This is a genomic window from Burkholderia paludis (assembly GCF_000732615.1).
Lineage (GTDB): Bacteria > Pseudomonadota > Gammaproteobacteria > Burkholderiales > Burkholderiaceae > Burkholderia > Burkholderia paludis.
Genome location: NZ_JPGL01000031.1, coordinates 60,630 through 87,379 on the forward strand (window position 1 = coordinate 60,630; position 26,750 = coordinate 87,379).

Consider the following 26,750-nt stretch of genomic DNA (forward strand, 5'->3'; position numbering starts at 1 on the left):
TTCAGTCACGCGACGGGTTCGTAACGCCACCCGTCGCGATGCCACTGCATCGTGTGGGTCGGGTCGAGCGCCGCGAGAAACGCGGTGTCGTGCGACGCGACCACGATCGCGCCGGGAAAGCCGGCGAGCGCGGCTTCGATCGCGCGCACCGATTCGAGATCGAGGTGATTGGTCGGCTCGTCGAGCAGCAGCAGTTGCGCGGGCGTGCCGCGCCACAGCGCGCATGCGAGCGCGGCCTTCAGGCGTTCGCCGCCGCTCAGTTGCCGTGCGGGCTGGGTCGCACGCGCCGCGTCGAGCTGCAGCAATGCGAGGCGGCTGCGCAGGTCGCCTTCGGCGAGCGGCGTGTCGAGCAGCCCCAGTTGCTCGACGATCGAGCGTTCGGGATCGAGCAGGGCGAGCCGCTGGTCGAGATAGGCGGCGCTCACGTGCGTCGTGCAGGTGCCCGAGCGCGGCGCGAGTTCGCCCGCGAGCATGCGCAGCAACGTCGATTTGCCGCAGCCGTTCGGGCCGGTCAGCGCGATGCGCACGGCGCCGCTCGCCGACCAGGTGATCGCCTCGGCCGCGCCGGCGACGCGCCACGGCAGTTGCGCGCGTTCGAGCGTGAACAGCTGGCGACGCGCGCTGACCTCGGTGCCCGGCAGCGACACGAGCACCGGCGCGTCGGCTTCGACGCGCGCGGCCGCGTCGTGCACGCGCTCGTCGAGCGTCGCCTTGAATTCGTTCTGATGGCGTCGCACCTGCCCCATGATGTTGCGGGCCGCGCCCTTGCGGCTCTGTTTCGCCCCCGACGAAAGGTTGGCCGTCTTCGCTTCGCGCAGCGACGCGGCCGCGTGGCGCTGGATCGTGTCGTGCTCCTGTTCGAGCCTGCGTCTCACGCGTCCGCGTTCGGTGCGTGCGTGTTCGAGCGCCGCTTGCGCGGCCTCCTGCTCCGCGTCGCGCAGCGCGCGATAGTGCGCGTAGTTGCCGCCATACGAGCGCGCGCCGTGCGGCGTCAGCTCGACGATGCGCTGCACGCCGGCGAGCAGCGCGCGGTCGTGGCTCACGACGACGAGGCCGCCGCGCCAGCCGTCGAGCGCCGTGCGCAGCCATGCACGGCCCGGCGCGTCGAGATGGTTGGTTGGTTCGTCGAGCACCAGCAGGCCGGCGCCGGACAGCAGCGCGCCGATCAGTGCGACGCGCGCGAGTTGCCCGCCGCTCAGCGCCTGCGCGGGCGTGGCGGCGTGCACGTCGTGCAGGCCGGCCGTGTCGAGCGCGGTGCGCAGCCGTTCGGCGAGATCCCAGCGATCGCCGATCAGATCGAAGTCGTGCGGTTCCGCGCAGCCGTCGGCGAGACGCGCCAGCGCGCCGAGCGGCGCGTCGAGCGCGGCGACCTGCGCGACGGTTCGCGATTCGGCCGACGTGTCGCCGTGCTGCTGCGCGACGTAGACGGCCGGCGCATGCCGGTCGATCGTCCCCGCGCTCGGTGCGCGGCGGCCCGCGACCAGTTGCGCGAGCAGGCTTTTGCCGATGCCGTTGCGGCCGACGATGCCCGTCGGCGTGCGGTCGATCGACAGGTCGAGCGAATCGAACAGCGTGATGCCGTCGTCGAAGCGGAAGGAAACGTGATGAAGCGCGACGAGCGCGCCGGTGGGCGTGGCTGCAGCCATAAGCACCTCCGAAAATGCGTGAAGACCTTCGCGCGCGGTGTGCGTGGCACGGCGGCGAAAACATTTCGGGAAGGCTTAGTTGTTCACTTCGGCTGACGTCCGGTATGAGGAATGAGCGCGCAGTGTAGCAAGCGCGGCGCGCGCCATGCAAGCGGCGGCCCGACGCGTCGTCGCCTGCACGCCACGCGCGACAGGTGTGCGACTGTCCGGTGATGCGCCGCGACGTTGCACGGCGGGGACGCGCTCGTGCGACGGCCGCTCACGCGCGGGCGCGTGAGCATGGCCCGGGGCGGGCGGAGTCAGCTCGCGTCGCGAGGCGCCGCCGCGGCCCGCCGCGCGAGCAGCGCATGGAACGCCTGCCGGATGCGCTCGACGGCGGCCGTCTTGTACGGGAAGCTCGCGTTGTTGCCGTGTACCAGCATGCTCGCATTGACCTCGAACACGACGACCGCACCGTCGCGGTCGAGCCCGCAGTCGATGCCGAAATAATCCAGCCCGATCGCGTCGCGGATCGCCTGCAAGCCGTCGCGCTGCGCGGTGCCGAACACCTGCCACGGATCGTCGAGGAACGCGCGCTCCTCGTCCTGCATCCACGCGTGGTGCGCCATGTCGGTCGTCGCGTGGTGGACCTTCCACTGGCTGCCGATCGCGAGGTGATACGGCAGGATCTCGTCGTCGACATAGACGAAACGGTACTTGCGGAAGTAGCCGTCGGCGGATTGATAATCGGCGTACGGCGTCAGGTAGAAATGTTCCGCGTCGAACCGGTCGACGAATGCCAGCAGTTGTGCCGCGTGCTCCATCCGTTCGAAATCGTCGCCGCCGTGCGTGCCGGCCGGCCTCGCCAGCAGCGGAAACGGCAGCGTCGCCGGCGACGTGCCCGACAGCATCGCGTGCAGCCCGGCTTTGTCGTGCAGCGACGTTTGCGGCACATGGCAGCCCGGCATCTGCGCCAGTTGCCGCGCCACTGCATCGCGGCTCGTCTGCGCGATCACGGCGGGCGCATTCACGACGGGGCGGCCGACGCCCGCGACGAGCGCCTGCGCCGGCGCGAGCAGCGCCCGGCCGCGATCGACGTCGGACACCAGGTTGACGACCACGTCCGCATGGATGCGCAGCCGGTCGACGTCGTACGCCATGTCGGGCAGCAGCGTGATGATGTTGCTTTCGAAGTGCGCCCGTTCGATCAGGAATTCGAACGGTGTATTGCCGGCGCCCGGCGCGAACACGAACAGCGCGCGGAACGCCGCCGGCTCGACGGCGGCCGGGATGGTGACCAACGGCTTCAGTCTCAATGCGCGGCGGAAGCTCGCGTCCGCTTCGTGAGCGAGCCCCAGCGCCTGCTGGAGATTCGCGACGGTATGCGCGAGCGCGGCGTCGTCGGGATCGTGTTCGAGCGCGCGCTGGAAATGGGCGAGCCCGCGTGCGTGGCGGCCCGCGCAGGTCTCGGCGAGCCCGAGCTGGCGACTGACCGCGGCGTGGTCGCCGGGGCGTTCCAGCAGCGGCGTCAGCCAGCCGATGGCCTCGTCGAAGCGGTCCTGCCGGATCAGCACTTGCGCGAGCCCGAAACACGCATCCCAGCAGCCGGGCTCGAGCGCGAGCGCGTCGCGGTAGTGGCGTTGGGCCAGGTCGAGGTGGCCGGCCTGCCGGCATGAGGATGCGAGTGAAAGGGCGTGATCGATGGACATGGCGGCGGCACGCCGCGCGCGGCCGGATGACGCGGCGCGTACGGTGCTGTTGGGCGGAGGTCGGGGAGATCCCGGCCGGATGGAACGAACGCCCGAAAGATAGCAGTGCGACGATCCGTTCCGATCGCCCCCTCAATCCGGAAATTTACCGGCGATTACGGTATGCGGTCGACGTAATGCGACGTAACGCGATATCGCCCGACAGCATCGTTTTCGCCGTTAATCGACCGATTGAACCCGGCGCGCGTGCGGCACGCTGCGAAGGCGCTCGCACGCAACGCATCGCAGCGGGCGTCCGTTCACTCAACCCAGAGGAAAACCATGTCCATTTCCAGCATCTCGACCGGTGCCGTCACGACTCCGGCCCTGCAGGGCAATACCGCCCAGCCCACCGGCAACAGCACGCCCACTTCGTCCCCGGAGCGGACGAGGCACGCACACGGCCATCATCATGGGGCCGGTTCCGCGTCCGCGTCGTCGAGCTCGACCGACAGCACGACGTCGTCGACCAGCAGCACGAACGCCGCGAACGGTACGCCGTCGACCTACTCGCTCGACGGCGCCGCGCTCGGCAGCCTGCTCGACACCAGCGCGTAACGCGTCACGGGCGCCGCGGGTGACACCGCGGCGCCCGTGTGATGCCTGACGCAGGCGACGTCGGGCGCGCTCGCGGCGTACGCGTGGCCGCACGGCGACCGCCTTGCAGTTGCCGCCCGGCTTCATCGGGTGGCGAGCGGGGCAGCGGCGACCGCCGAGGTCCGGGTCGCCGTGGTCGCCGGCCCGGCGCGCGATCGGCCCGTCGTGCCGGGCCGGACTTCGCACGCCCGGCCGGTTCGCCCCGTTCGAGCGTCGCGATCCGGGCCTTTGCGCCAAAAAAAAGCCCGGCGCACGATGCGCCGGGCCCGATTGCCGCATGAAGCGATCGCGCCGGATTACTGCACGGCCACCGTCGTAAAGTTCTGCCGTCCGAACGGACTCACGTGATAGCCGCTCACGTTCGTGCGCGTGAGCGCGGCGGCGGTCGGGTAGCCGAGCGGGATCCACAGCGCCTGGTCGTGGATGATCTTCTGCGCCGCTTCGTACAGCTTCGCGCGCTTGCCCTGGTCGGCGGTCGACTTGCCGTCGGCGATCAGCTTGTCGAGCTGCGCGTCGCAGAAGCGCGCGAAGTTGATGCCCGACTTCACCGCGTTGCAGCTGAACAGCGGCGACAGATAGTTGTCCGGATCGCCGTTGTCGCCGGCCCAGCCCATGAACAGGATGTCATGCTGGCCGAGCTTCGCCTGCTTGATCAGCTCGCCCCATTCGATCACCTTGACCTCGGCCTTCACGCCGACCTTCGCGAGGTCGGCCTGCAGCAGCTCCGCGCCCACCTTCGGGTTCGGGTTCAGCACGCTGCCGGTCGGGCGCGTCCAGATCGTCGTCGAGAAGCCGTTGGGGAAGCCGGCCTGCGCGAGCAGTTGCTTGGCCTTCGCGGGATCGTACGCATACGGCGCCACGTCCTTCGCGTAGCTCCACGTGTTCGGCGGGTACGGGTTGTTCGCGGCCGTCGCGGTGTTGTCGAACACGACCTTCAGGTAGGTCGCGCGATCGAACGCGAGGTTCAGCGCCTCGCGCACCTTGTCGTTGTCGAGCGGCTTCTTCTGCGTGTTCAGCGCGACGAACGCGGTCATGAACGCGGGCGTCTGCACGACCTTCAGCGCGCTTTCACCCTTCGCGGCGAGCACGTCCTGCGGCTTCGGCGACAGCGCGATCTGGCATTCGCCGGCCTTCACTTTCTGCAGGCGCACCGACGGGTCGGGCGTGATCGCATAGATCAGCCGGTCGACCTTCGGCTTCGCCCCCCAGTACGTCGGGTTCGCGTCGTAGCGGATCAGCGCGTCCTTCGTGTAGCTCTTCAGCACGAACGGGCCCGTGCCGACCGGCTTCGCGTTCAGGTCGGCCTGCTTGCCGGCCTTCAGCAACTGGTCCGCGTATTCGGCCGAGTAGATCGACGCGAAGCCCATCGTCAGGATCGGCACGAACGTCGCGTTCGGCTCGTTCAGCACGAACTTCACCGTGCTGTCGTCGACCTTCGAGACCGACTTCACGAGCTTCACGAGGCCCATCGACTGCGCATGCGGGAAGCCGCTCGCGCCGGCCACCTTGTGCCACGGATTCGAATCGTCGAGCATCCGCGAGAACGTGAACACGACGTCGTCCGCATTGAGCGTGCGGCCCGGCTTGAACGTGTCGGTGGTCTGGAACGCGACGTTCGGGCGCAGGTGGAACGTATACGTGAGGCCGTCGGCGCTCGCTTCCCATTTGTCGGCGAGCGCGGGCACGACCTTCTTCGTGGCTTCGTCGTACGACACGAGCGTGTTGAAGATCACGTCGGCCGATGCGTTGGTCGTGACGAGCGAGTTGTACTGCACGACGTCGAAGCCGTCCGGGCTCGATTCCGTGCAGACGGTGAGCGGCTTGGCGGCGGCGAGGCCGGGGGTGGCGAGGGCGGCGGCGAGCGCGGCCGCGGCGAACAGCTTGACCTGCATAGGATCTCCCACGTGGCGTGTGCTTTTTGCTTGATGACGGATGCGGGCGCGGCCCGGAAGCGGGCGGGGCCGGCGCGGCTGGCGAATAGCATACCGTTAAAGCGTGCGGCGCGTGAAAAAAGGCGCCTGAACGCGGCAACTTGAGCGAAAAACGGCTGCGTTCGCGACGGAATGGATGTTGGGGCGGCGGACGCCGTCGCGGCGGCGGAGAGTGCGGAGGGCGGGTGCGCCGGGCGGTGCGTGCGACGGGAGCGGCGCGGTTGCCGCGCGAAGTACGGAGAAATCGCCGCTTCGAGCGCGGTTGCGTCGAAGCGGCGACGGACGGCCCGGCGCAGGTCGCGCGGGCCGTTGGCGTTGCGTCAGTGCGCGCCGGCCTTCGGCTTGCGCGGCGCCTTCTCGAACAGGCGATCGTAGAGCCAGCGCGGCAGCACGTGCAGCACCTTCGCGACGACGCCCATCTGCCACGGAATCACGCGGAACGCGTGCTGCCGCGCGATCGCGCGCGACGCGCGGGCGGCGAAGCGGTCGGCGTCCATCAGGAACGGCATCCGGTACGGGTTGTGCGCGGTCATCGGCGTGCGGATATAGCCGGGCGCGATCGTCACGACGCCGACGCCGGCCGGCCGCAGTTCGACGCGCAGCGATTCGAGGTACTTGATCGCAGCCGATTTCGACGCGCTGTACGCGCCGGAGCCGGGCAGCCCGCGTACGCCGGCGACGCTCGCGACGCCGACCAGCGTGCCGTGCCGCGCGGCCGTCATCGGGCCGACGAACGGCTCGAACGTCGCGACCATCCCGTAGTAGTTGATGTCCATGACGTCGCGAAAAGTCGCGAGATCGCCCTGGCCCGTGACGGCGCCCTGGCTGATGCCCGCGTTCGCGATCACGACGTCGGGACAGCCGTGCGTCGCGATGAACGACGCGGCGGCCGTCGCGAGCGCGCTGGCGTCGCGCACGTCGGCGGAATAGACGGTGATGGAATGCTTCGGGAAGCGCCGCGCGAACGCATCGAGTGCATCGGTGCGGCGCGCGACGAGTGCGAGCGTGGCGCCCTGGCGGGCGTATTCCTCGGCCATCGCGAGGCCGAGGCCGCTCGATGCGCCGGTGATGAAGACCTTCAGCGGAGTAGTCATGCCGGCGCGCGGACGGGGATCAGAGCTTCTTGTCCTGAACCTGCTTCACGAGGAAGTCGAGCACCTGGGAGGTACCCGGGATGCTGTTCGTGTAAGCGGGACCCGTCTTGTACTTGCCCTGGACGACGACCGTCGGCACGCCGTCGATCGCGTAGTCCTTCAGCAGCTTGGCCGACTGGTTCACCTCGCCCTGCACGCTGAACGAGTTGTACGCGTCGAGGAACTTCTTCTTGTCGACGCCCTGCGTGAAGAGGAAGTCGGCCTGGGCTTCCGGCGTCAGCAGGTAGTTCTTCTGCTTGTGGATCGCGTTGAAGATGGCCGGCGTGACCTTCTCGGAGATGCCGAGCGCGGACACCGCGTAGAACAGCTTCGAGTGCGGGACGAAATCGTCACGGAATGCGACCGGCACACGCTTGAAGTCGATGTTGTTGCCCTGCTTCTTCACCCAGGCCTCGATCGTCGGCTCGAATTCGTAGCAGTGCGGGCAACCGTACCAGAAGAACTCGATCACCTCGACCTTGCCGGCCGGCGCGGACACCGGCTGCGGCGACTTCATCACCTCGAAGTCCTTGCCGGAAACCGGCGCGGCGGGCGAAGCCTGCGCGAGGCCGGCGGCCAGGCCCAGGGACAGAAGGAGCGTGCTAAGCAGTTTTTTCATGTTGTGAAAGTCGAATCAGTTGCTCGGGTTGCGAAACGTCGCGGGTTGAGAGTAGGCCCGACCGGCCGCTCATTGCTTCGTGAAGCGGATCACTGCCGTGTCGACACCTGCATCGGACAGGCGCTGGCGAGCCGAGTTCATATCCTCGAACCTGGAGAACGGGCCGACGCGCACGCGGAAATAGGTCACGCCGCTGACGTCGCGCTTCGACACCTTCGACTCGAAGCCCTGGAAGCCCAGGCGCGCACGCTGCTGCTCGGCGTCGCCTTCCGTCTTGTATGCGCCGACCTGCAGGAAGTAGCCGGTGTTCGCGTCGTTCGCGGCCGGCGGCTTCGCTGCCGCGGCGGCGGCCGTGGCCGTGGCCGACGACGTCGGCTTGGCCGCGTTCGCCGCCTGTTGCTGCTGCTTTTGCGCGGCGGCCTGCTGCGCCTGCTTCTGCGCGGCAAAGCGCCCGAGGTCGTCCTCGCCGGCTTGCTGCTGCTGCTGCTGGGGCGGCGGCGTCTTCTTCGGCGGCGGCGTGGTATCGGCCGGCTTCGGCGCGACGGCGACGCCGTTGCCCGACGACGGCGTGTTCGATGCGGTGGTGCCGTTCGAGCTGCCGGTGCTGTTCGAGCCGCTCGACCCGCTGGACGACGGCGGCACTTCGACGATCTGCGGCTCGGGCAGCAGGCCGCCCTGGGTCTGGTTCGCGGCCTGGCCGGGCGCGGTGTTCGGCGGCGCGGGCTGCGCGGCCTGCGGCACCGGCTGGCCGGGCGTCTTGCCCTGCAGCGCGCGGTTCGGGTCGAACTGCTGCGGCTGGCTGGCGCCGGCGTCGGCCGGCGGCGGTGCGACCTTCGACACGAACGGCGACGGCGAACGCGTGATGTAGAGCGCCACCACCACCGCGATCGCGAGGCCGACGATCAGGCCCAGCACGATTCCAAGAAATGTCCCTCCGGCTTGTTTCGATTGCTTCGAAGTTCGGCGTGGTTGTGCCATTGCTTGAGTCACCTGCAAAAAGAATCGTGAAAGTGCCGCGGCAGGCGCTCCTGCGGCGCGTGCTGTCGCGGCCGTTCGCTGCCCGGTTCGGGCCGCTTACATCTTGGCTGGCGCGGACACGCCGAGCACCGCCAGACCGTTTTCGAGCACCTGCCGGGTTGCGGCGAGGAGCGCGGCGCGCGCATTGCGCGGCGCTTCGTCGTCGACCAGCACGCGCTCCGCATTGTAGAACGAGTGGAATTCGCCAGCGAGGTCGCGCAGGTAGAACGCGACCGCGTGCGGCGCCAGCTCGTTCGCCGCGTGCGTGAGCATGTCCGGGTACTCGGCGAGCTTCTGCATCAGCGATGCGGCCTGCGCGCTCGTGAGCTGCGACAGGTCGGCCCCCGGCAGTTGCGCTACCTCGACGCTGTAGCGCGATTTCAGTTCGTTGAGCACCGAGCAGATCCGCGCATGCGCGTACTGGACGTAGTAGACCGGGTTTTCGTCGTTCTGTTTCAGCGCGAGGTCGATGTCGAACACGAACTCGGTATCGGCCTTGCGCGAGATCAGGAAGAAGCGCACCGCGTCGCGGCCGCGCGTGATGGTCGCTTCGTCGATCAGGTCGGGGGCCGCTTCCTGGCCTGCCGCCGCGCCGCCCGACCATTCGATCAGGTCGCGCACCGTCACGTAGCTGCCCGCGCGCTTCGAGATCTTCACTTCCTGGCCGTCGCGCATCACGGTGACCATCTTGTGCAGCACGTAGTCGGGGTAGCCCTTCGGGATCCCGATGTGCAGCCCCTGCAGGCCGGCGCGCACGCGCGCGATCGTGCCGTGGTGGTCCGAGCCCTGGATGTTGATCACCTTCGTGAAGCCGCGCTCCCACTTCGTCACGTGGTACGCGACGTCCGGCACGAAGTACGTGTACGTGCCGTCCGACTTGCGCATCACGCGATCCTTGTCGTCGCCTTCGTCGGTCGTGCGCAGCCACAGCGCGCCGTCCTGCTCGTAGGTCATGCCGGCCTTGATCAGCGCGTCGACCGTCTTCTCGACGCGGCCCTCGCTGTACAGCGACGACTCGAGGTAGTACTGGTCGAACTTCACGCCGAACGCCTGCAGGTCCATGTCCTGCTCGCGGCGCAGGTAGGTGACCGCGAACTTGCGGATCGCGTCGAGATCCTCGACGTCGCCCGTGCCTTTGACCGGCTCGCCGTCGGATGCGGCGACCGTTTCGCCGTTCAGGTAGTCGCGCGCGATGTCGGCGATGTACTCGCCGTTGTACGCGGCTTCCGGCCAGCCCGCGTCGCCCGGCTTCAGGCCGCGTGCGCGCGCCTGCGTCGAGATCGCGAGGTTGCCGATCTGCACGCCGGCGTCGTTGTAGTAGAACTCGCGGTGCACCGCGTAGCCCTGGCTCGCGATCACGTTCGCGAGCACGTCGCCGAGCGCGGCCTGGCGGCCGTGGCCGACGTGCAGCGGGCCGGTCGGGTTCGCCGACACGAATTCGAGCAACACTTGCTTGCCTTTCTCGCGATCCGACGTGCCGAACGCGCGGCCCTGCGCGAACACGGCGGCGATCACCGCCTGCTTCGCGGCGGCCGACAGGCGCAGGTTGATGAAGCCGGGGCCGGCGATCTCGGCGGCTTCGACGAGGCCCTGGGCGGCCGGCTGCGCGGTGAGCGCGGCGACGATCTGTTCGGCGAGCTGGCGCGGGTTCGCGCCGAGCGGCTTGGCGAGCTGCATCGCGACGTTGCACGCGACGTCGCCGTGCGCCGCGACCTTCGGGCGCTCGAGCGTGATGGCGGGGGCGATGAACGCCGCGTCGGCGCCTTTCAGCGCGTGTGCGACCTGCTTGACGCTATCCGCGAGCAGGGCTTCGAGGGTCTGTTTGTGTGCTGGCAGCATGCTGGTAGAAGGCTTCGTTGGTGGCGGCCGGAAACGCCGGCCCGCCGGCGCGCTTTTCGAGCGCGCGTTTCAGGGATCGCAGAATTTTAACAGGTGCTAATATGCCGCTCAGGCGGCCCGCGTCCGCGAGGCCGGACGCCGGTCTGCCGGCGTTCCCCAATCGCGCCGCGCAGGCACAACAAGATGAAAAGGGAATTGTCATGATTACGTTCAAGAGCAAGGCAGCACAGGATCTCGACGTGCTGAAGGATTTCGCCGTATATGTGCTGGGTCTCGTCGGCAAGCAGCTGGGCGAGCGCGGCGTGATTACGCACGACGAACTGGACCACGCGATCGCCAAGCTGGAAGGCGCGGTTGCGCAGGCGAAGCAGGAGCGGGCCGAGCACGCCGGCCATTTCCATGAGGACGAAGCCGACCACGCGCACCACGAAGTGCCGCCGAGCCTGGCGCAGCGCGTCGCACCGTTCCTCACGATGCTGCGCGAGGCGAAAGCCGGCGAAGCCGACGTGCACTGGGGCTTCTGAGCGTCATTGCCCGGCAGGACGAGCATTCGTCAGTAAAAAGCCCGCATCGAGCGGGCTTTTTATTTTGTCTGATGAAATCAGGCGTTCCGCACCCGAATCTCGCGGCCGCCCGGGCTGGCGCGCGGCGACCTGCGCAGCGCAATCTTCCGGGCCTCCTTGCCTGAAAGCGCACGCTTTCGCGGCCTCGATCGCCGTGCATCGGTCCGGTATCCGGATCGACCGGCGGCGCGCCTTGCAACGCGCTCCGCGGCCGGCGCGCGTGACGGCGTGACGCGGCGGGCGCCGCGCCCCCTTCCGGATTACAGCTGCGGCGCGAGTGCGCGGCGTGCGTCGTCGAGCGACAGCGCCATGCGTTGCGCGTAGTCCTCCAGCTGATCCTGCCCGATTTTTCCGACCGAGAAGTACGTGCTGTCCGGATGCGCGAGGTAGAAGCCCGATACGCTCGCGGCCGGCAGCATCGCCAGCGAGTCGGTCACGCTCATGCCGATCTCGTCCGCGCGCAGCACGTCGAACATGTCGCGTTTCACGAGGTGGTCGGGGCAGGCCGGGTAGCCGGGCGCCGGGCGGATGCCCGTGTATTTCTCGGCGATCAGCGCGTCGTTGTCGAGCGCCTCGCCGCTCGCGTAGCCCCACAGTTCGCGGCGCACGCGCGCATGCATCGCTTCCGCGAACGCTTCCGCGAAGCGGTCGGCGAGCGCCTTCAGCATGATCGCGCTGTAGTCGTCGTGGTCGGCCTCGAACTGCTTTTCCTTCGCGTCGACGCCGAGGCCGGCGGTCACCGCGAACATCCCGATGTAGTCGGCGACGCCCGACGCCTTCGGCGCGATGAAGTCGGCGAGCGAGCGGTTCGGCCGCATCACGCCGTCGACCACCGGACGCACGCTCTGCTGGCGCAGGTTGCGCCACGTGAGCAGCACTTCCGAACGCGATTCGTCGCTGTAGATTTCGATGTCGTCGTCGTTGACGGTGTTCGCCGGCAGCAGCGAGAGCACGCCGCTCGCGGTCAGCCAGCGGCCCTGGATCAGGCGCGACAGCATCGACTTCGCGTCGGAGAACACGCGGCGCGCCGATTCGCCGACGATTTCGTCGTTCAGGATCGCCGGGTACGGGCCCGCGAGATCCCAGGTCTGGAAGAACGGGCCCCAGTCGATGTAGTGCGCGAGCTCGCTCAGGTCGTAGTTCCTGAACACGCGGCGGCCGATGAACTTCGGCTTCACCGGCGTGTAGCCGGCCCAGTCGATCTTCGTCCGGTTCGCGCGCGCCTCGGCGAGCGTGACCATCGGCTGCGCCTTGCGGTTCGCGTGCTGGTCGCGGATGCGTTCGTAGTCGGACTTCAGCTCGTCGAGATACTTCGCCGCGCCTTCGTCCGACAGCAGGCTCGACGCGACCGACACCGAGCGCGACGCATCCGGCACGTAGACCACCGGGCCTTCGTAGTGCGGCGCGATCTTCACGGCCGTGTGCACGCGCGACGTCGTCGCGCCGCCGATCAGCAGCGGGATCTTCTTCACGCGGAAGTAGTCGTCGCGCTGCATTTCCGATGCGACGTACGCCATTTCCTCGAGGCTCGGCGTGATCAGGCCCGACAGCCCGATGATGTCCGCGCCCTCGACCTTCGCCTTCGCGAGGATCTCGTTGCACGGGACCATCACGCCCATGTTGACGACTTCGAAGTTGTTGCACTGGAGCACGACCGACACGATGTTCTTGCCGATGTCGTGCACGTCGCCCTTCACGGTCGCGATGACGATCTTGCCCTTCGCGCGCACGTCGCCGCCCGCTTCCGCGAGCAGGCGCTTTTCTTCCTCGATGAACGGGATCAGGTGGGCGACTGCCTGCTTCATCACGCGCGCCGATTTCACGACCTGCGGCAGGAACATCTTGCCCTGGCCGAACAGGTCGCCGACGATGTTCATCCCGTCCATCAGCGGGCCTTCGATCACGTTGATCGGGCGGCCGCCGGCCGCGTCGATCTTCGCGCGCACTTCCTCGGTATCCTCGACGATGAAGGTCGTGATGCCGTGCACGAGCGCGTGCGAAAGCCGCTTCTCGACCGGCTGGTTGCGCCACTCGAGGTTTTCTTCCTTCTTCGCGCCGCCCGCCTTGAACTTGTCGGCGATCTCGAGCAGGCGGTCGGTCGAATCGGCGCGGCGGTTCAGGATCACGTCCTCGACGCGCTCGCGCAGCTCCGCGTCGAGATCGGCGTACACGCCGAGCTGGCCCGCGTTGACGATGCCCATGTCCATCCCCGCCTGGATCGCGTGGTACAGGAACACGGTGTGGATCGCCTCGCGCACCGGGTCGTTGCCGCGGAACGAGAACGACACGTTCGACACGCCGCCGCTCACCTTCGCGTACGGCAGGTTCTGCTTGATCCAGCGGGTCGCCTCGATGAAGTCGACCGCGTAGTTGTTGTGCTCCTCGATGCCGGTCGCGACCGCGAAGATGTTCGGGTCGAAGATGATGTCTTCCGGCGGGAAGCCGACCTGGTTCACGAGGAAGTCGTACGAGCGCTTGCAGATCTCGGTCTTGCGCGCGTACGTGTCGGCCTGGCCGGTTTCGTCGAACGCCATCACGACGGCCGCCGCGCCGTAGCGGCGGATCAGGTGCGCGTGGTGGCGGAACGCCTCCTCGCCTTCCTTCAGCGAGATCGAGTTCACGATCGCCTTGCCCTGCACGCACTTCAGGCCGGCCTCGATCACGTCCCACTTCGACGAGTCGATCATGATCGGCACGCGCGCGATGTCCGGTTCCGACGCGATCAGGTTCAGGAAGCGCACCATCGCCGCCTGCGAATCGAGCATCGCCTCGTCCATGTTGATGTCGATCACCTGCGCGCCGTTCTCGACCTGCTGGCGCGCGACGGCGAGCGCCTCGTCGAACTGGCCGTTGAGGATCATCCGCGCGAACGCCTTCGAGCCGGTGACGTTGGTGCGTTCGCCGACGTTGATGAAGAGCGTTCCGGACGTAACGTTGAACGGCTCGAGGCCGGCAAGGCGCATCGTGTGATCGGTCATGGCGGTGCGAAGTCTGGTGATGGGGAGCGTGGGGCGGTCGGGTCAGGCGTTGTCGCCGTACTGGCTCGGCCAGCGGCGCGGCTTCACGCCGGCGAGCGCCTTCGCGATCTCGGCGATGTGCTCGGGCGTCGTGCCGCAGCAGCCGCCCGCGAGGTTCACGAGCCCGGCTTGCGCGAATTCCTTCAGCAGGCCCGACGTGACGTCGGGCGTTTCGTCGAAGCCGGTCTCGGCCATCGGGTTCGGCAGGCCCGCGTTCGGGTAGCACGACACGTAGGTGTCGCACAGCTTCGCGAGCTCGGCGATGTACGGGCGCATCAGCGCCGCGCCGAGCGCGCAGTTCAGGCCGAACGTGAGCGGCTTCGCGTGGCGCAGCGAATTCCAGAATGCCTCGACGGTCTGGCCCGACAGGATCCGGCCCGATGCGTCGGTGACGGTGCCGGAAATCATGATCGGCAGGCGCTCGCCGGTGTCCTCGAACAGCTCGTCGAGCGCGAAGAGGGCGGCCTTCGCGTTCAGCGTGTCGAAGATCGTTTCGACGAGGAACAGGTCGACGCCGCCGTCGAGCAGCGCTTTCGCCTGCTGGTAGTACGACGTGCGCAGCTCGTCGAACGTGACGTTGCGCGCGCCCGGGTCGTTGACGTCCGGCGAGATGCTGGCCGTCTTCGGCGTCGGCCCGATCGCGCCCGCGACGAAGCGCGGCCTGTCGGGCGTCGCGTATTTCCCGGCCGCCTCGCGCGCGAGCTTCGCCGATTCGATGTTCATCTCGACGACGAGGTCTTCCATCTCGTAGTCGGATTGCGCGACGGTCGTCGCGCCGAACGTGTTGGTCTCGACGATGTCGGCGCCGGCCGCGAAGTACTGGTCGTGGATCTCGCGGATGATCTGCGGCTGCGTGATCGACAGCAGCTCGTTGTTGCCCTTGATGTCGCGCGGGAAATCCTTGAAGCGCTCGCCGCGATACGCGGCTTCGTCGAGCTTGTAGCGCTGGATCATCGTGCCCATCGCGCCGTCGAGGATCAGGATGCGCGACTTCAGCAGCGCAGGCAGTGCGGCGCCGCGCGTGTACGGCGCGTCGAGCGGGACGGAGGCGGCGAGAGGAGTCGCAGACATGGGGGAAGACCGGCGAAGACGGGAAAGCCGTCATTGTAGCCGGTGCGACCGGGCGTCGCCGGGCGCGGCGCGGGCCGGCCCGCCAAATGAAAACCCCCGCGCGGCGAACCGGGCGGGGGCATGATCGGAGTGCTCGCGGCGCCGCGTCGTGCGCGGCGAATGGCCCGGCCGCGCGATGCGCCGGGCCGCGGTCGTCAGTGCAGCACGACGGGCATCATCATCAGGCTGTCGAATTGTCCGAGGAATTCGTCGACTTCGTCGAGCGACGGTTCATCCTCGATCAGCTGCTTCACGTGTGCGCGGAATCGCTCGGCAAGTTCGCCGTCGATGAAGATCTCGCGCTGCGCGTTCTTGTCGACGATCTCGTATCCGCCGGCATTCATCAGGTGATGGCCGGCCTGCGGCGCGAATTCGACGACGCAGTAGTTGGGGCTGTTGTAGATCATTTGCATGGCGGCACTCCTCTTCGCAGTGGCATCTGGCCTTGTTGTTCCCTAGGTGGGGCGAGCCTTGCCGGTTTCAAGGGGCTTGCGCTGCACACCCCGGTCCCGTTTGCGTGGGGTGTATCGGTTAGAAGCCGATGTCTATGAAACGTTTCCCATTGTCCGCCGGTGGACTGAAATAGTTGTTAAAGAGTGTCATCGGCCATTTTTCGAAAATCTGTAATCGGTCGAAATTGCCGGGTCGTGCGCGACCGCTCGCGCGTTCACTGTGTGACAGGCGATGACGTCGACGGTGCGGCCGGTTGTGCGTCCGGTTGTGCCGGCGGTTGCGCGCCGGCCGGCGGCGCGGGTTGTGCCTGGTCCCCGGCCGGTGCGACCGGTGCGGCAGGCGCCTGCGTGGCGGCGCCTGCCGGTTGCGCGCCGGCCGGCGCGTCCGGCGCCGCGAGCCGGCCATGCCACAGCAGCTCGATCTGCGCGCCGTTCGGCTCGGTCTGCACGAGCCGCGCGGGCAGCCAGCCGAGCGACGGCGCGAGCCACATGTCGATGCGGCGCGTGTCGCCGTCGCGGCGCGGCAGCCGCATGAAGTGTCGCGCGCCGATGTTGCCGGCGAGCGTCTGCACCTGCTCGTCGCCGATCACGGTAATCGGCCAGGTCTCGCCGCTGTTGTTGTCGATCACGAAGAACTGCTGCGTGACGCCCGGCTTGTACGCGGCCGGATTGCCGCGCACGAGCCCCGACAGCTGCATCAGCATGCTGAAGCGGTCCTGCACGGCGTCGGGCAGCGGCGCGTTGTTCGGCGTGCGCGTAAACACGACCTGCCGGATCTCGCGGTTGAAGATCGCGATGTCTTCCGGCCGCTTGCCGCGCTTCTCGACGTAACGGTCGGGCGCGATGCCGAACGCGTCGATACGGCCCTCGCTGCGATAGGTGTACGGGCCGACGAACGGCACGGGCATCGACACCGACAGGTCGTAGGTATGCTTGTCGGTGCGCCAGTGGATCGTGCCGATCATGTTCTGCATCCCGTTGTAGAACGTGTCGTACTGCAGGTCGCCGGATGGCGGCGCGTCGAACTTCACGCCCGCCGTCGCGGGGCCGGGCGTCGCGGCGCCGCTTGCGCCGGCCGCCGGCGCGGCGTGTGCGCCCGAGGCGCCCGGTACGCCGCTCGCCGTGGAGGCGGGCGCGGCGGCCGGCGGTTCGCCGTGTTCGGCCGTTTGCGTCGACGTGAGCACCGGCTCCGGCGCCGGTGCGGGTTGCGGCGCGGCGGCCTTCGGCGCGGCCGGAGCGGGCGCGGCCGGCTGCTCGACCGGGCGCGGGGCGGGCGGCGCCGGCTGGCGCTCGATCGGTTGCGGCTTGAGCAGCTCGATCTGCACGGGGATCGCGGCGGGTGCGGGCGGCGTGAACGCGTCGCGGTTGCGCATCAGCCAGAGCCCGGCGAGCGTATGCAGCGCCAGCACGACGACGAGCGCGACGCTCACCCGCAGCCAGCGGCGGGGCGGGGCGTGATGCGGGCGGAGGTCGGCAGGCTGCATGGGTATCGGGGCGGAGTCAGGGCGGGCGCGTCGCATGCGCCACGGCTATCGGACCGCCGGATGCGCCGCAGGTTCGCGGCGCGGGTGTCGCGGGGGCTTGCGTGCGTCAGGCGTCGCGTGCGTCGGGACTATAGCCGAGTTCGTAGGACAGTTTCTGCGCGCATGCGCGCAGCGCGGTATCGATCTCGCCGCCCCAGGCAATGTCGAACGAGCCTTCCTGGCCGAGCGCGACGATCGCGAGCGCGAGTTCGCCGACCGCATCGAACACGGGCATGCAGAACGCGTGGATCGTCGGCAGCAGCATCCCCTCGACCCGCGCGGCCTCGTGCCCGCGCACGTCGGCCAGCACCGCTTCGATCTCGGCGAGCGTGCGCGGGCCGCCGTGATGCGGCGAGCGGCGTGTATCGGCGAGCTCGCGCTCGAGCATCGCGGCGGTCTTGCTGCGCGGCAGGTACGCGGCGAACAGCAGCCCCGTCGCGGAACCGAGCAGCGGCATCACGTCGCCGAGCTTCAGCGACGCCTTCGCCGGATGGCTCGATTCCATCCAGTGCACGATCGTCGGCCCCTGGTTGCCCCATACCGCGATGCCGACCGTCTGGTCGAGGCGGTCGCGGAATTCGGTCAGCGCGATCCGCGCGAGCTTCACGCCGTCGACGCGCGCGAGCCGCGCGAGCCCCATCTGCAGCGCGAAGCCGCCGAGCTCGTAGCGGCCGGACACCGGATCCTGCGACACCACGCCGAGACGCGAGAAGCTGACCAGATAGCGGTGCGCCTTCGCGGGGCTCATGCCCGCGCGCTGCGCGAGGTCGCGCAGCATCATCGCGCGCGGCTCGCTCGTCAGCACGTCGAGCAGCCGGAAGCCGACCTCGATCGACTGGATGCCGGAGCGGACCTTCTCGCCGTGCTCGCCGGAGACGGCGTCGTCGGTGTCGGTGTCGGAATCGGCGAGATCGTCGTCGGGAAGCGGGCTGGCGGGCATGGGCAACGGGGCGCGCGAAGGCGGCAGGAATCGGGGCGAAAACGGCGTGCGCGATCGCGGCGCGCCGCAGGGATTCACCATCGTAAAATAGATTCCCTCCATCGTCACTACAACGGCAGATTCCCCCTATGAAACTTGCTTCGCTGAAGGACGGCACGCGCGACGGCCAGCTGATCGTCGTGTCGCGCGACCTGCACACCGCGGCGATCGCCGACGCGATCGCGCCGACGCTGCAGCGCGTCCTCGACGACTGGGCGTTCTACGCGCCGCAGCTGCGCGACCTGTACGACGCGCTGAACCAAGGCCGCGCGCGCAACGCGTTCGCGTTCGATCCGGCCAACTGCATGGCGCCGCTGCCGCGCGCGTTCCAGTGGGCCGACGGCTCCGCCTACGTGAACCACGTCGAACTCGTGCGGCGCGCGCGCGGCGCCGAGATGCCGCCCGAGTTCTGGACCGATCCGCTGATGTATCAGGGCGGCAGCGACGATTTCCTCGGGCCGCGCGACGACGTCGTGTGCGCGTCCGAAGACTGGGGCATCGATTTCGAGGCGGAAGTCGCGGTGATCACCGGCGACGTGCGGATGGGCGCCACGCCCGACGACGCGCTGAAGGCCGTGCGGCTCGTCACGCTCGTGAACGACGTGTCGCTGCGCAACCTGATTCCGGCCGAGCTCGCCAAGGGTTTCGGCTTCTTCCAGAGCAAGCCGGCCACCGCGTTCGCGCCGGTCGCCGTGACGCCCGACGAGCTCGGCGAAGAATGGCGCGAAGGCCGCGTGCACCGTCCGATGATCGTCCACTGGAACGGCCGGAAGGTCGGCCAGCCCGATGCGGGCACCGACATGGTGTTCCATTTCGGCCAGCTGGTCGCGCACGCGGCGAAGACCCGCAACCTGCGCGCCGGCTCGATCGTCGGCTCGGGCACGGTGTCGAACAAGGACGCGAAGCGCGGCTACTGCTGCATCGCCGAGAAGCGCTGCCTCGAGACGATCGAGCACGGCGCGCCGCAGACCGGATTCATGCGCTACGGCGATACCGTGCGCATCGAGATGTTCGACGCGGCCGGCAAGTCGATCTTCGGTGCGATCGAGCAATCGGTCGCGCCGCCCGACGGCGCGGCGTGAGCCGCGCGGGGCGCCGCGCGCCCGTGAACACCCGGCTGCGGCCCGCGCGCCGGGTTTCGCCTGATGTTTGACCGCGCGGGCTTGGTTACACTCGATTCAACAGCCTCGAGCAAGGAGCGGCACATGGCCGATCTCGCCGCATACGGCGGTTACGAAGCACTGAAGGTGACGCGCCGCGACCACGGCGTGCTCGACATCGTGATGAGCGGCGCGGGCGCGAACCGCAGCGGCCTCGCGACCGCGGACGCGCGCATGCATCGCGAGCTCGCCGAGATCTGGCGCGACGTCGACCGCGATCCCGACACGCGCGTCGCGGTGATCCGCGGCGAAGGCAAGGGTTTCTCGGCGGGCGGCGATCTCGCGCTCGTCGAGGACATGGCGAGCGACTTCGACGTGCGCGCCCGCGTGTGGCGCGAGGCGCGCGACCTCGTCTACAACGTCATCAACTGCAGCAAGCCGATCGTGTCGGCGATGCATGGTCCGGCCGTCGGCGCGGGGCTCGTCGCCGGGCTGCTCGCCGACGTCTCGATCGCCGCGAAGGATGCGCGCATCATCGACGGCCACACGCGGCTCGGCGTCGCGGCGGGCGACCACGCGGCGATCGTATGGCCGCTGCTGTGCGGGATGGCGAAGGCGAAGTACTACCTGCTGCTGTGCGAGCCGGTGAGCGGCGAGGAGGCGGAGCGGATCGGCCTGGTGTCGCTCGCGGTCGAGCCGGCCGACCTGCTGCCCCGGGCCTATGAAGTGGCCGAGCGGCTCGCGCACGGTTCGCAGTCGGCGATCCGCTGGACCAAGTACGCGCTGAACAACTGGCTGCGTACGGCGGGGCCGACCTTCGATGCGTCGCTCGCGCTCGAATTCATGGGTTTTGCGGGGCCCGACGTGCAGGAAGGCATCCGCTCGCTGCGCGAGCGGCGGCCGCCCGACTTCCCCGGCGACGCGCCGTTCTGACGAGCGCTATGATCGAACCACGCGCGGCTTTCGCGACGCACCGTGGCGGCCTCGCTCCCTTCCAGTCAACCAGGATGCCCGTATGACGACCGATGCCTCTGGCGCCAACCCCTTCGCCGGTTTTTCCGGCTTCAAGCCCGCCGACATGATGGACCGGATGTGGGACATGATCCGGATGTCGCCGTTCGGCGGGATGACGCCGTTTCCGGGCGCCACGCAAGGGCTGCCGCCGTCGCTGTCGAGCATGTCCGACATGATGGCGCCGCTCACGAGCGTCGAGGAGCTCGACAAGCGGATCACCGATCTGCGCGCGGTCGAGCAGTGGCTGAAGCTCAATCTCGGGATGCTGCAGTCCGCGATCCAGGCGCTCGAGGTGCAGCGCGCGACGCTCGCGACGCTGCGCGCGTTCGGCGCGTTCGCGCAAAGCTCGATGTCGGCGGCCGAGGAGGCAGCCGTTGCGGCCGCGCAGGCGGCGAAAGCGGCGCCGGGCGATGCGCCGGCGGCGCAGGACGCCGTGGAGGGCGCACCGGCGGGCGACGCCGCGCAGCAGGCCTTCGACCCGGCCGGCTGGTGGAACCTGCTGCAGTCGCAGTTCAACCAGCTCGCGAGCCTTGCGATGGCGCAGCCGGGCGTCGCGCCTGCGGCGCCGGGCGACGCGCCGCCTGACGCGGCCGCCGCGCCGCAGCAGGCCGCCAAGCCGGCGCCGGCCGCGGCCGCGCCGCGCAAGCCCGCCGCGAAGCGCGCGAAGCCGGCCGGTTCGGCCGCGGCGCGCGCGGCGGCCGCATCGTCGCCCGAGACCCGTCCGCCGAAGCGCTCGACGTGACGCGGCGCAGCTAGCAGGTCGACCATGCGGCTCGCGCTCGTTCTGATGGGAGGCGGCGCGCGCGCCGCCTACCAGGTCGGCGTGCTGAAGGCGCTGGCCGAGATCGCGCGCGAGGCCGACCCGCACCGCCACACGCTGCCGTTCGCGGTGGTGTGCGGCTCGTCGGCCGGTGCGATCAACGCGACGTCGATCGCGAGCCACGCGGACGATTTTTCCCACGGCGTGCGGCGTCTGCTCGAGTTCTGGGAGCCGCTGCGCGCCGACTACGTGTACCGCACCGACTGGCTCGGCATCGCGGCCGCCGGCGCGCGCTGGCTCGCGACGATGACCTTCGGCTGGGCGGCCCGCCGCTCGCCGCGCGGCCTGCTCGACAACACGCCGCTGGCGCACCTGCTGCAGCGCGAGCTGAGTTTCCACCGGATCGAGCAGATGCTCGAGGCGCGCCTGCTGCACGCGCTCTCGATCACCGCCCTCAGCTATTCGAGCGGGCGGCATCTCACGTTCTACCAGGCGGCCGAGCCGATCCAGACGTGGCGCCGCGCGCAGCGCACCGCGCGGCTCGTCGACCTGTCGGCGTCGCACCTGCTCGCGTCGTCGGCGATTCCGTTCGTGTTCCCGGCCGTGCCGCTCGTGCTCGACGGGCAGATCGAGTACTTCGGCGACGGCTCGATCCGGCAGATCGCGCCGCTGTCGCCGGCGATCCACTTCGGCGCGGACCGGATCGTCGTCGTCGGCGCGGCCGATCCGCGGCCCGAGATTCCGGCCGCGAACGGCGCGGGCCGGGTGCGCGGCTACCCGACGCTCGCGCAGATCGGCCAGCAGGTGCTCGCGAGCGTGTTCCTCGACTCGATCGGCTCGGACATCGAACGCATCGAGCACATCAACCGGATGATCGAGCACCTGCCGCACCAGGTCGAGGTGGACAGCGGCTGGCGGCACGTCGACGTGCTCGCGATCGCGCCGTCCGAGCGCATCGAGCTGATCGCCGCGAAGCATCTGAAGCAGATGCCGGCGACGATGCGCGGGCTGCTCGGCGCGATCGGCGGCAGCCAGCCGGCCGGCGCGTCGTTCGCGAGCTATCTGCTGTTCGAGGAGGCGTTTACGCGCGAGCTGATCGAGCTCGGCTATCGCGACGGGCGCGCGCAGCGCGATACGCTCGCCGGCTGGATCGCGCGGGCGGACGGCGGTGGCGTGCCGGCCGCCGGCATGCCGCCGGAGGACGGTCTCGCGGCCGGCGAAATACGGGTCTGACGCGCGCGCATGGCGCGAGGTTGCGTTTTCGCGACGGTCTGCCGCGACCGATCGCCGCACCGGGGCTGGCGGGGCATGACCGGGCGGGTGTCGCAGAACCGTCTTGCACGCGTGCTATCATGGCCGCCGCCGTATATACCATATCGAACAGCCCGCCGATCCGGCATCCGCACGGGACCCTTCGGGGAACCCGCCTGGGGCAGGGGACGGGCTCGTCAACGAGCCGGCCAGCGCCGGCCCCCACACAGGCAAGCGCGGTCGGTTCCGTTCGGGCGGAGCGCGGCTGCGGCTTGCCGCAACGGCGGCGCGGCCGCCCGGCTGCCGGACAAGCAATGCGCGTCCGGCCGGTCGGTTTCACGCGTAAAATTACAGTCTTGGCTGCAAAAAAGCGCGCCCGGCGCGCCTACGCGGCAACAGTCACGTTTAGAGAAGTCGCATTGCGCAGAACAGGGGTGGGACCATCATGAACACCATGCTTTATCCGGAACTTTACAGGTCGCTCGAAGCTGTCCGCTGGGACATGGAGAAGGACATTCCGTGGGACAAGTTCGACGCTTCGCTGCTCACCGACGAGCAGGCAAAGACGATCAAGATGAACGCGATCACCGAATGGTCGGCGCTGCCCGCGACGGAAATGTTCCTGCGCGACAACCAGCACGACAGCGATTTTTCCGCGTTCATGAGCGTGTGGTTCTTCGAGGAGCAGAAGCACTCGCTGGTACTGATGGAATACCTGCGCCGCTTCAAGCCGGAGATGGTGCCGACCGAAGAGGAACTGCACGCGGTGCGCTTCGAGTTCGATCCGGCGCCGCCGCTCGAGACGCTGATGCTGCACTTCTGCGGTGAGATCCGCCTGAACCACTGGTACCGTTGCGCGGCCGACTGGCACACCGAGCCGGTCATCAAGCAGATCTACGAAACGATCTCGCGCGACGAGGCGCGTCACGGCGGCGCGTACCTGCGCTACATGAAGAAGGCGCTGAACAACTGCGGCGACGTCGCGCGTGCGGCGTTCGCGAAGATCGGCGTGCTGATGGCGTCGGCGCGCCGCACCGAGAAGCCGCTGCACCCGACCAACCTGCACGTGAACCAGGCGCTGTTCCCGCGCGACACCGTGCAGTCGCGCCTGCCCGATCCGGAATGGCTCGAGCGCTGGCTCGACGAACAGATCCGGTTCGACGGCGAGTGGGAAAAGAAGGTCGTCGAGCGCATCCTGCACAACCTGTCGATCCTGTTCGAGCGTACGTTCGCGACCGCGCAGGAACTGAACCGCTACCGCAAGGAAGTCACCGGCCGCCTGCAGGCCGAAAGCGGCCCGTCGTCGGCCGCGCAGCCGGCCTGAGGCCGGCAGGCGCCGCAGCTGGTGCGCGTCGCGCCGGCCGCCGCGTGCGCCGTTCCGCGCAGTCCGTTGCATGAAGCCCGCCCGGCCGGTCCGGCGGGCTTTTTATCTGGCGCGGTGCCCTGACGTCGGGCGCTGCCGCGCCGTTGCCCATTTCGTCCTCCCTCATCATGCCCGCCACCTTCGAACGCAAGCTGATCACCCGTGATGCCCTCGTCACGCTGCGCGCATCGCTGCCGTCGCCCGTCGTGTTCACCAACGGCGTATTCGACATCCTGCACCGCGGTCACGTCACGTATCTCGCCGACGCGAAGGCGCTCGGCGCGTGCCTGATCGTCGGCGTGAACAGCGACGCGTCGGTGCGCATGCTCGGCAAGGGCGACGACCGGCCGATCAACCGCGAGGACGATCGCGCGGCGCTGCTCGCGGCGCTGGAAAGCGTCGACTGGGTCGTGAAGTTCGAGGAAAAGACGCCGGTGTCGCTGATCGAGGCCGTCCGGCCGGACATCCTCGTGAAGGGCGGCGACTACGACATGGATGCGTTGCCGGAGTCGGCGCTGGTACGCGGCTGGGGCGGCCGTGCGCTGGCGATTCCGTTCGAGCACGACCGCTCGACCACCGCGTTGCTGAAGAAGGTGCGCACCCAGCAGTCCTGAGCACGGCCCGGCGCCGTCAGGGCGCGGACGCCGCGAGCGGCTCGGCCGCGACGGCCGGCGGCGCGATCGGGCCGCCGATGACGGGCTGGTCGCTTGCCTGCGCCAGCGGCGTCACGCGCAGCGATTCGGGTCGCACCTGCCGCGACAGCATGCCGGGTTCACGTGGGCCGGCAGCCGGCAGCGGCCCGAACACGCCGCACGCTACCGCGAACGCGAGCAGGTTGGCGAGAAAGAGAACAGCGATCAGCCAGCGCAGCATCGTCGACACTCCTCATCGTCATTCAGTCATTCAGTCGTTCATTCTTCCATCGTTTGGCCGGGCCCGCGCGAGCGCCGGCCTGTTCGCCGTTTCCGTGACCGCGCTCAACGGCTCGGCAACGCAGGCGCCGCCGTTGCTGCATGTCGGCCCCACGCGGGAATCGCGACGACGGTGCGCGTTTCGTTACCGCTGCCGCGACGCAGCCGTGTACGGCCGTCCGCCGATATGGCCGGCTCGACCGCGCAGCCGGCGTGTTCCGGCTCCGGTCAATCCTGCGCCGCTTCCGCGGCGATCAACGCCAGCCCCGACAGGATCAGCGCGTCGTGCCGCGTATACGGGACGGTCAGCGCCCGCGCGACGTCGTCCGCCGCGCCGCCGGCCAGCACGAGCCGCACCGGCGCCTGCCACGCGGCGGCGAGATCGCGCCACGCGCGTTCGATCAGCCCGGCCTGCGCATACAGGCACCCGGCCGACAGCGAGCGCGGCGTATCGACCTGGAACGGTTCGGCCTGCGGATCCGCGAGCAGCCCGCTCGCGATGTCGGTGGTCAGCGTCGGCAACTGCGCGGTATGCGTGCCGAGCGCGCGCATCATCAGCGCCCATCCCGGCGCGATCAGCCCGCCCGTGAAGCGGCCGTCCGCGCGCAGCGCCTCGAGCGTCGTCGCGGTGCCGAACGTCGCGATCAGCAGGTGTTCGCCGGGAAATGCCGCGCGCGCGCCGATCAGGCCCGCCCAGCGGTCGCTGCCGAGCTGCTCGGGCGTCGTATAGCCGTTCGTCACGCCGCCTTGCGCGTCCCGCGCGCGTATCGTCGTGCGGGGCAGGCCCGGCCAGCGCGCGTCGAGCAGTGCATCGAGCCGGGCGGCCGCGTCGGCGCCCGCGACGTTCGAGATCCAGGCGCCGAGCGGGCGCGGCAGGCCCGACCAGTCGGGATCGGCGCCGCCGTCGCGCGCGTGGCCGAATGCGCCGGTCGCGACGAGCGTGCGCCGGGCATCCGCGAGCGCCCACTTGATCCGGCTGTTGCCGGCGTCGATCAGCAGGTGCGGCTCGCTCATCGCGCTTCGCGCAGCGACACGTCGCCGGCCGCGATCGCCTGGACGCCGTCCGGCGTGTCGAGCAGCAACTGGCCGGTCGCGTCGATGCCGGTCGCGATACCGCGCACGCGTTCGACGCCCTGTTCGAGCAGGACGACTTCGCGCCCCGCGTACGCGTGCAACGCGTGCCAGCGCGGCAGGAACGGCGCGAGCCCGTCGGCGCCGAATTGCGCGAGCGCCGGCGTGAGTGCGTTCAGCGACGCCGCGAGCGTATCGGTGAGGTTGGCCGACGGGCACGCGATCGACAGCGCGGCGGGCGGCAGCCCGCTCGCGAGCGTCGCTTCGCGCGCGCGCAGCGCGTCGACCTGCGCGGCGACGGCTTCCGCGCCGCGCACGTTGACGCCGAAGCCGATCACGACGGCGGTGGCGTCGGCGGTGGCCCAGGCGGTTTCGATCAGGATCCCGGCGAGCTTGCCGACGATGTGCGGCGTGCCGTCGTCGGTGGCCGTCAGCAGCAGGTCGTTCGGCCATTTGAGCGCGACGCGCGTGCGGGCGTCGAGCGGCAGCGCGGCCAGCCCTTCGGCGAGCGCGACGCCGATCGCGATGCTGAGGCCGCCAAGCGCGTCGACCGGGCGCGGCACGATGCAGCCGACCGAGCACAGCAGCGCGTTGCCGGGCTGCGCGAACCACGGGCGGCCCTGCCGGCCGCGCCCGGCCGTCTGCTCGAACGCGACGCGCACGAGCGGCGCGGGCAGCGCGTTCGCGCTGCGCGGCAGCGCCTTGAGCCGGGTTGCGACGTCGGCATTGGTCGAGCCGGTGGCGGCGACGATGTCGAGCGGCCACGCACGCGGCGCGGCGTCCAGGTGCGCCTCGAGCCGGTTGCGCGCGATGTGCGCGTCGCCGGAATCGGGCGTGTCGGGGGAAGTGGGGGCGTTCATGGCGCCTATTGTAGCGACAGGGGGCGCCGGCGCGTGCTGGGGGGCGGCGCGCGGCCGCCTGCACGCGCGCGGAGCAAGGGCGCCGCTGGGCCGGTCATGGCCGCCTCGTCGGCTCCGTCGCCCGCGGGCGTCATTTAGCGGGCGAGCCGCGTCTTGCCCTGCGGCGCTGGGCGGGCCGACACGAGGATCGGCCCGCCCGGCCCGTGCACGGTCAGCCGGCGCGAGCAGCCGGCCGGCGATCCACCCGGCAGGCGGCCCTTCTCGGGG

Annotated in this window: 23 protein-coding genes; 8 read left to right on the top strand and 15 right to left on the bottom strand. The window is 69.5% G+C overall.

Features of this window, described 5'->3' with window-relative positions; genetic code table 11:
* Window positions 1–5 precede the first annotated feature (5 nt).
* Both GQ56_RS0120470 and GQ56_RS0120475 read right to left on the bottom strand, forming a co-directional pair.
* Entirely contained in the window at window positions 6–1,646 is a 1,641-nt protein-coding gene (locus tag GQ56_RS0120470) for an ABC-F family ATP-binding cassette domain-containing protein (RefSeq protein WP_031400395.1), read from the bottom strand.
* 299 nt (window positions 1,647–1,945) lie between these two features.
* A complete protein-coding gene (locus tag GQ56_RS0120475; RefSeq protein ID WP_031400396.1) occupies window positions 1,946–3,334 on the bottom strand; it encodes a tetratricopeptide repeat protein in 1,389 nt (462 codons plus the stop codon).
* 321 nt (window positions 3,335–3,655) lie between these two features.
* On the opposite strand from GQ56_RS0120475, the gene GQ56_RS0120480 reads away from it, so the two are divergent.
* Window positions 3,656–3,931, top strand: a complete 276-nt coding sequence (locus tag GQ56_RS0120480) for a hypothetical protein (protein WP_031400397.1) — start codon at window positions 3,656–3,658, stop codon at window positions 3,929–3,931.
* 335 nt (window positions 3,932–4,266) lie between these two features.
* On the opposite strand, the gene GQ56_RS0120485 is transcribed toward GQ56_RS0120480, so the two are convergent.
* The 5 genes from GQ56_RS0120485 to argS form a co-directional block, all read right to left on the bottom strand.
* Complete coding sequence (locus tag GQ56_RS0120485) at window positions 4,267–5,862, bottom strand: ABC transporter substrate-binding protein (protein WP_031400398.1); 1,596 nt, start codon at window positions 5,860–5,862, stop codon at window positions 4,267–4,269.
* Between the two features lie 359 nt (window positions 5,863–6,221).
* Window positions 6,222–6,995, bottom strand: a complete 774-nt coding sequence (locus GQ56_RS0120490; RefSeq protein WP_031400399.1) for an SDR family oxidoreductase — start codon at window positions 6,993–6,995, stop codon at window positions 6,222–6,224.
* A gap of 19 nt (window positions 6,996–7,014) precedes the next feature.
* Window positions 7,015–7,653, bottom strand: coding sequence for a thiol:disulfide interchange protein DsbA/DsbL (locus GQ56_RS0120495; protein WP_031400400.1), 639 nt, complete (start codon window positions 7,651–7,653; stop codon window positions 7,015–7,017).
* Window positions 7,654–7,722: 69 nt separating this feature from the next.
* Window positions 7,723–8,631, bottom strand: a complete 909-nt coding sequence (locus GQ56_RS0120500) for an SPOR domain-containing protein (protein WP_031400401.1) — start codon at window positions 8,629–8,631, stop codon at window positions 7,723–7,725.
* A gap of 96 nt (window positions 8,632–8,727) precedes the next feature.
* The gene (gene argS / locus GQ56_RS0120505; RefSeq protein ID WP_031400402.1) at window positions 8,728–10,509 is read right to left on the bottom strand and encodes an arginine--tRNA ligase; all 1,782 of its coding nucleotides are present in this window, start codon (window positions 10,507–10,509) and stop codon (window positions 8,728–8,730) included.
* 200 nt (window positions 10,510–10,709) lie between these two features.
* Between argS and GQ56_RS0120510 the strand changes: the two genes are divergently transcribed.
* Window positions 10,710–11,033 carry a DUF1840 domain-containing protein gene (locus GQ56_RS0120510; RefSeq protein ID WP_011353361.1) on the top strand — a complete coding sequence of 108 codons (324 nt, stop codon included), beginning with the start codon at window positions 10,710–10,712 and terminating at the stop codon, window positions 11,031–11,033.
* Window positions 11,034–11,332: 299 nt separating this feature from the next.
* Here GQ56_RS0120510 and metH read toward each other — a convergent pair whose 3' ends face one another.
* The 5 genes from metH to GQ56_RS0120535 form a co-directional block, all read right to left on the bottom strand.
* Window positions 11,333–14,050: a methionine synthase gene (gene metH, locus GQ56_RS0120515; protein WP_031400403.1), complete on the bottom strand. Its 2,718-nt coding sequence runs from the start codon at window positions 14,048–14,050 to the stop codon at window positions 11,333–11,335.
* 42 nt (window positions 14,051–14,092) lie between these two features.
* The gene (locus tag GQ56_RS0120520) at window positions 14,093–15,160 is read right to left on the bottom strand and encodes a homocysteine S-methyltransferase family protein (protein WP_031400404.1); all 1,068 of its coding nucleotides are present in this window, start codon (window positions 15,158–15,160) and stop codon (window positions 14,093–14,095) included.
* A 194-nt stretch (window positions 15,161–15,354) separates the two neighbouring features.
* Window positions 15,355–15,612, bottom strand: a complete 258-nt coding sequence (locus GQ56_RS0120525; protein ID WP_006477667.1) for a BTH_I0359 family protein — start codon at window positions 15,610–15,612, stop codon at window positions 15,355–15,357.
* A gap of 254 nt (window positions 15,613–15,866) precedes the next feature.
* On the bottom strand, window positions 15,867–17,135 hold the full coding sequence (locus GQ56_RS0120530; RefSeq protein WP_031400405.1) for a DUF3108 domain-containing protein: 1,269 nt from the start codon (window positions 17,133–17,135) through the stop codon (window positions 15,867–15,869).
* A 106-nt stretch (window positions 17,136–17,241) separates the two neighbouring features.
* Window positions 17,242–18,114 (bottom strand): IclR family transcriptional regulator, encoded by an 873-nt coding sequence (locus GQ56_RS0120535; RefSeq protein ID WP_031400406.1) that lies wholly within the window; start codon window positions 18,112–18,114, stop codon window positions 17,242–17,244.
* 128 nt (window positions 18,115–18,242) lie between these two features.
* Between GQ56_RS0120535 and GQ56_RS0120545 the strand changes: the two genes are divergently transcribed.
* From GQ56_RS0120545 to rfaE2, 6 genes are all read left to right on the top strand, one after another.
* Window positions 18,243–19,235 carry a fumarylacetoacetate hydrolase family protein gene (locus GQ56_RS0120545; protein WP_031400407.1) on the top strand — a complete coding sequence of 331 codons (993 nt, stop codon included), beginning with the start codon at window positions 18,243–18,245 and terminating at the stop codon, window positions 19,233–19,235.
* Between the two features lie 123 nt (window positions 19,236–19,358).
* Window positions 19,359–20,186: an enoyl-CoA hydratase/isomerase family protein gene (locus GQ56_RS0120550; protein WP_031400408.1), complete on the top strand. Its 828-nt coding sequence runs from the start codon at window positions 19,359–19,361 to the stop codon at window positions 20,184–20,186.
* Window positions 20,187–20,268: 82 nt separating this feature from the next.
* Window positions 20,269–21,009, top strand: a complete 741-nt coding sequence (locus GQ56_RS0120555; RefSeq protein ID WP_031400409.1) for a PhaM family polyhydroxyalkanoate granule multifunctional regulatory protein — start codon at window positions 20,269–20,271, stop codon at window positions 21,007–21,009.
* 24 nt (window positions 21,010–21,033) lie between these two features.
* Complete coding sequence (locus tag GQ56_RS0120560) at window positions 21,034–22,260, top strand: patatin-like phospholipase family protein (protein ID WP_031400410.1); 1,227 nt, start codon at window positions 21,034–21,036, stop codon at window positions 22,258–22,260.
* 463 nt (window positions 22,261–22,723) lie between these two features.
* Window positions 22,724–23,602, top strand: a complete 879-nt coding sequence (locus tag GQ56_RS0120565; protein ID WP_034198945.1) for a ferritin family protein — start codon at window positions 22,724–22,726, stop codon at window positions 23,600–23,602.
* A 167-nt stretch (window positions 23,603–23,769) separates the two neighbouring features.
* On the top strand, window positions 23,770–24,255 hold the full coding sequence (gene rfaE2, locus GQ56_RS0120570; RefSeq protein WP_031400412.1) for a D-glycero-beta-D-manno-heptose 1-phosphate adenylyltransferase: 486 nt from the start codon (window positions 23,770–23,772) through the stop codon (window positions 24,253–24,255).
* A gap of 16 nt (window positions 24,256–24,271) precedes the next feature.
* On the opposite strand, the gene GQ56_RS0120575 is transcribed toward rfaE2, so the two are convergent.
* The 3 genes from GQ56_RS0120575 to GQ56_RS0120585 form a co-directional block, all read right to left on the bottom strand.
* A complete protein-coding gene (locus GQ56_RS0120575; protein ID WP_031400413.1) occupies window positions 24,272–24,514 on the bottom strand; it encodes a hypothetical protein in 243 nt (80 codons plus the stop codon).
* A gap of 266 nt (window positions 24,515–24,780) precedes the next feature.
* Window positions 24,781–25,566 (bottom strand): type III pantothenate kinase, encoded by a 786-nt coding sequence (locus GQ56_RS0120580; RefSeq protein ID WP_031400414.1) that lies wholly within the window; start codon window positions 25,564–25,566, stop codon window positions 24,781–24,783.
* A complete protein-coding gene (locus GQ56_RS0120585; protein ID WP_031400415.1) occupies window positions 25,563–26,483 on the bottom strand; it encodes a biotin--[acetyl-CoA-carboxylase] ligase in 921 nt (306 codons plus the stop codon). The genes GQ56_RS0120580 and GQ56_RS0120585 overlap by 4 nt, the downstream gene beginning before the upstream one ends.
* Window positions 26,484–26,750: the final 267 nt, after the last annotated feature.

Bases quoted from the DNA above. Each gene is read 5' to 3' on its own strand.
- GQ56_RS0120545 (WP_031400407.1), top strand. From the start codon at position 18,243: ATGAAACTTGCTTCGCTGAAGGACGGCACGCGCGACGGCCAGCTGATC.
- GQ56_RS0120520 (WP_031400404.1), bottom strand. From the start codon at position 15,160: ATGTCTGCGACTCCTCTCGCCGCCTCCGTCCCGCTCGACGCGCCGTAC.
- GQ56_RS0120470 (WP_031400395.1), bottom strand. From the start codon at position 1,646: ATGGCTGCAGCCACGCCCACCGGCGCGCTCGTCGCGCTTCATCACGTT.
- GQ56_RS0120495 (WP_031400400.1), bottom strand. From the start codon at position 7,653: ATGAAAAAACTGCTTAGCACGCTCCTTCTGTCCCTGGGCCTGGCCGCC.
- GQ56_RS0120575 (WP_031400413.1), bottom strand. From the start codon at position 24,514: ATGCTGCGCTGGCTGATCGCTGTTCTCTTTCTCGCCAACCTGCTCGCG.
- GQ56_RS0120555 (WP_031400409.1), top strand. From the start codon at position 20,269: ATGACGACCGATGCCTCTGGCGCCAACCCCTTCGCCGGTTTTTCCGGC.
- GQ56_RS0120490 (WP_031400399.1), bottom strand. From the start codon at position 6,995: ATGACTACTCCGCTGAAGGTCTTCATCACCGGCGCATCGAGCGGCCTC.
- GQ56_RS0120475 (WP_031400396.1), bottom strand. From the start codon at position 3,334: ATGTCCATCGATCACGCCCTTTCACTCGCATCCTCATGCCGGCAGGCC.
- argS (WP_031400402.1), bottom strand. From the start codon at position 10,509: ATGCTGCCAGCACACAAACAGACCCTCGAAGCCCTGCTCGCGGATAGC.
- GQ56_RS0120525 (WP_006477667.1), bottom strand. From the start codon at position 15,612: ATGCAAATGATCTACAACAGCCCCAACTACTGCGTCGTCGAATTCGCG.
- GQ56_RS0120535 (WP_031400406.1), bottom strand. From the start codon at position 18,114: ATGCCCGCCAGCCCGCTTCCCGACGACGATCTCGCCGATTCCGACACC.
- GQ56_RS0120510 (WP_011353361.1), top strand. From the start codon at position 10,710: ATGATTACGTTCAAGAGCAAGGCAGCACAGGATCTCGACGTGCTGAAG.
- GQ56_RS0120565 (WP_034198945.1), top strand. From the start codon at position 22,724: ATGAACACCATGCTTTATCCGGAACTTTACAGGTCGCTCGAAGCTGTC.
- GQ56_RS0120580 (WP_031400414.1), bottom strand. From the start codon at position 25,566: ATGAGCGAGCCGCACCTGCTGATCGACGCCGGCAACAGCCGGATCAAG.
- metH (WP_031400403.1), bottom strand. From the start codon at position 14,050: ATGACCGATCACACGATGCGCCTTGCCGGCCTCGAGCCGTTCAACGTT.
- GQ56_RS0120530 (WP_031400405.1), bottom strand. From the start codon at position 17,135: ATGCAGCCTGCCGACCTCCGCCCGCATCACGCCCCGCCCCGCCGCTGG.
- rfaE2 (WP_031400412.1), top strand. From the start codon at position 23,770: ATGCCCGCCACCTTCGAACGCAAGCTGATCACCCGTGATGCCCTCGTC.
- GQ56_RS0120560 (WP_031400410.1), top strand. From the start codon at position 21,034: ATGCGGCTCGCGCTCGTTCTGATGGGAGGCGGCGCGCGCGCCGCCTAC.
- GQ56_RS0120550 (WP_031400408.1), top strand. From the start codon at position 19,359: ATGGCCGATCTCGCCGCATACGGCGGTTACGAAGCACTGAAGGTGACG.
- GQ56_RS0120500 (WP_031400401.1), bottom strand. From the start codon at position 8,631: ATGGCACAACCACGCCGAACTTCGAAGCAATCGAAACAAGCCGGAGGG.
- GQ56_RS0120585 (WP_031400415.1), bottom strand. From the start codon at position 26,483: ATGAACGCCCCCACTTCCCCCGACACGCCCGATTCCGGCGACGCGCAC.
- GQ56_RS0120480 (WP_031400397.1), top strand. From the start codon at position 3,656: ATGTCCATTTCCAGCATCTCGACCGGTGCCGTCACGACTCCGGCCCTG.
- GQ56_RS0120485 (WP_031400398.1), bottom strand. From the start codon at position 5,862: ATGCAGGTCAAGCTGTTCGCCGCGGCCGCGCTCGCCGCCGCCCTCGCC.